At 34.3% G+C, this 2,504-nt stretch carries 3 protein-coding genes; all 3 read right to left on the reverse strand.

Going from position 1 to position 2,504, the window contains the following annotated elements; genetic code table 11:
- Nucleotides 1-14: 14 nt before the first annotated feature.
- The 3 genes from trmFO to SULYE_RS07590 are packed head-to-tail and all read right to left on the reverse strand — an operon-like array spanning nucleotide 15 to nucleotide 2,261.
- Nucleotides 15-1,331: a methylenetetrahydrofolate--tRNA-(uracil(54)-C(5))-methyltransferase (FADH(2)-oxidizing) TrmFO gene (gene trmFO, locus SULYE_RS07580; RefSeq protein WP_007548146.1), complete on the reverse strand. Its 1,317-nt coding sequence runs from the start codon at nucleotides 1,329-1,331 to the stop codon at nucleotides 15-17.
- A 4-nt stretch (nucleotides 1,332-1,335) separates the two neighbouring features.
- A complete protein-coding gene (locus SULYE_RS07585) occupies nucleotides 1,336-1,752 on the reverse strand; it encodes a molybdenum cofactor biosynthesis protein MoaE (RefSeq protein WP_007548147.1) in 417 nt (138 codons plus the stop codon).
- Entirely contained in the window at nucleotides 1,749-2,261 is a 513-nt protein-coding gene (locus SULYE_RS07590; RefSeq protein WP_007548148.1) for a thioredoxin family protein, read from the reverse strand. Before SULYE_RS07590 ends, SULYE_RS07585 begins: the two co-directional genes overlap by 4 nt.
- Nucleotides 2,262-2,504 lie beyond the last annotated feature (243 nt).

The following is a 2,504-nucleotide window of genomic DNA, read 5'->3' on the forward strand; positions in this document are numbered from 1 at the left end:
ATTTTTACAGCACTCTAGATAAAAACAGCTGATTCTATCTCTTTTATCCATTCTTTTATGTCTTTCAGTGCAATTTCTGCTTTTTTTAACTTTCTTTCTTCCTTTCCTTTTATCTTTTCTTCAAGCTCCGGAAGAAGTGCATAGTTTGGACCCATTGGTTGAAGTTCATTTTTTGCTGTGGTTATGTAGTTTATAAGCCCACCTATCATTGTGGTTTTTGGTGGAATTACTGGCTCTTTACCTTCTAACATTCTTACTACATTTATACCAGCAATAATTCCAGTTGCAGCGGATGCCATGTATCCTTCTACTCCTGTAATCTGCCCGGCAAACAATATGTTAGGTTTTTCTCTAAGCTGTAGAGTTGGTTTTAACAGTTTTTGAGATTGGATAAATGTATTTCTGTGAATAGAACCAAGTTTAACAAATTCAGCATCTTTTAATGCAGGTATTAAGCTAAAAATTCTCTTTTGCTCTGGATATTTTAGCTTTGTTTGAAAACCTACCAAAGAAAGAAGAGTTCCTTCTATGTTTTCCTTTCTTAGTTGAACCACTGCATAAGGTCTTTTACCTGTTTTTGGGTCAATCAGTCCAACAGGTTTCATTGGACCGTATAAAAGGGTTTCTTTTCCTCTTCGTGCTATTTCCTCTATTGGAAGACAACCTTCAAAATATACAGCCCTTTCAAAATCTTTTAACGGTACTTGTTCACCTTTTAAAAGCTCTTGATAAAAAATTTCATACTCCTGCTTAGATAATACACAGTTAAAATAATCACCTGTTCCTTTTCCGTACCTATCAGCCCAAAATCCTTTTGAAAAATCAACCGTTGAAGCATCAACCACAGGAGCTATTGCATCATAGAAGTATAAATACTCACTTCCTGTAATTTTTTGAATTTCCTTAGAAAACTCTTCTGAGGTAAGAGGTCCGGTTGCAATTACAATTATATCTGCATCCGGCAAGGTTTTAACTTCCTGTCTGATTACATTTATGTTTGGATGGTTTTCTAAAATTTCTGTCAATCTTTTAGAGAATTTTTCTCTATCTACTGCAAATGCCTGACCAGCCGGAACTTTAAATTCTTTCGCAACATCTAAAATAATTGAGCCTAAAATTTCCATCTCTTTTTTTAATAAACCTGCTCCGGATGTTAAAGATTCACTACCGAAAGAGTTGCTACATACGATTTCAGCGAAGTAAGGAGTTTTGTGAGCTGGCGTTTGTTTTTCCGGTCGCATTTCATAAAGGTCTACTTTGTATCCTGCTTGGGCTATTTTATATGCTACTTCTGAGCCTGCTAATCCTGCACCTATAACTGCCACTTTCATTTATTTATTGTTCCTTCCATTGAGATTGTCCTGTATTGAACACTTCTTTTTTCCAAATTGGAGCTCTGGCTTTAACGTTATCAACAATATACCTACATCCACTAAAAGCCTCCTGTCTATGTCCTGCCCATACAACCACCAAAAATGATGGAACGCCAACCGGAACAACACCTGTTCTATGATGTACTACTGCATGATGTATTTTAAACTTTTCTTTAGCCTCTTCTATGATTTCTTTTACAACTTTTTCAGCCATTGAAATATAAGCTTCGTAATGAAGTTCTTTTACATCTCCATCCTCAGGTGCCGACCTTGCAACGCCAATAAATATATCTACTCCGCCACATTCAGGATTAAAGTAGCTTTTAAAAACTTCATCTAAAGTAAACCAATCTTCTCCAATATATATTTGCGGGATCAACATTTTCCTCCATTTTCTACATACTTTTGGAAGCTATCAATTTTTTGATAACACTTTGAACCAACAAAATCTGCAAGCATTATGAAATAATCTTTTGGAATAAATCCTGGAATTACTCCGTAAAGCTCATAATTTTTATCCGGTAGAAAAACCGCTATTGTTGGATACCCTGTCACTCTATAAATTCCCGCTAATGTTTGCTCGTCAACTTCTTTTTTTCCTTCCGGGTCTAAGACTTTTCTTTTACCGTCAACGTTAACGATAGCTATCTCTACATTATTTTTTATTAAGCTTTGCTTGACTTCCATATCTTTCAAAACTTCTCTGTTTAATTTATCACAATAATGACATGTTTCTGATTCAAAGATTACGATAAGATTTTTCTTATTTTCCATAGCCTGCTTAATCACAGGATTTGGGTCAACTGTAAATTTTGGCTCAGATTGTTTGTTGCATGAATAGAATAAAAACATAATTGGTAGAATTAGCAGAATAAAGCTTTTCTTCATTTTTAGCAAAACCTCCACGTTTTTAAGCTTAACAATAATATAAACTTTTAGTGTAAGAAATTCAATGCCAAGTTTAACAAAATGATCTTTCGGCAGATTTTTGCTTAGCTACTAAATGATAACATTTGAAGCATCGTCTGTAATTCGTAAAGAAAACAAAATGATATAATAAGTCTTTTATTTTTGCCGCTTGATATAAAGCCTAAGAGTGTTCCAAAATTTTTGTAAATTTGCCTTTCCTTG

The organism is Sulfurihydrogenibium yellowstonense SS-5 (genome assembly GCF_000173615.1).
GTDB classification, from domain to species: domain Bacteria; phylum Aquificota; class Aquificia; order Aquificales; family Hydrogenothermaceae; genus Sulfurihydrogenibium; species Sulfurihydrogenibium yellowstonense.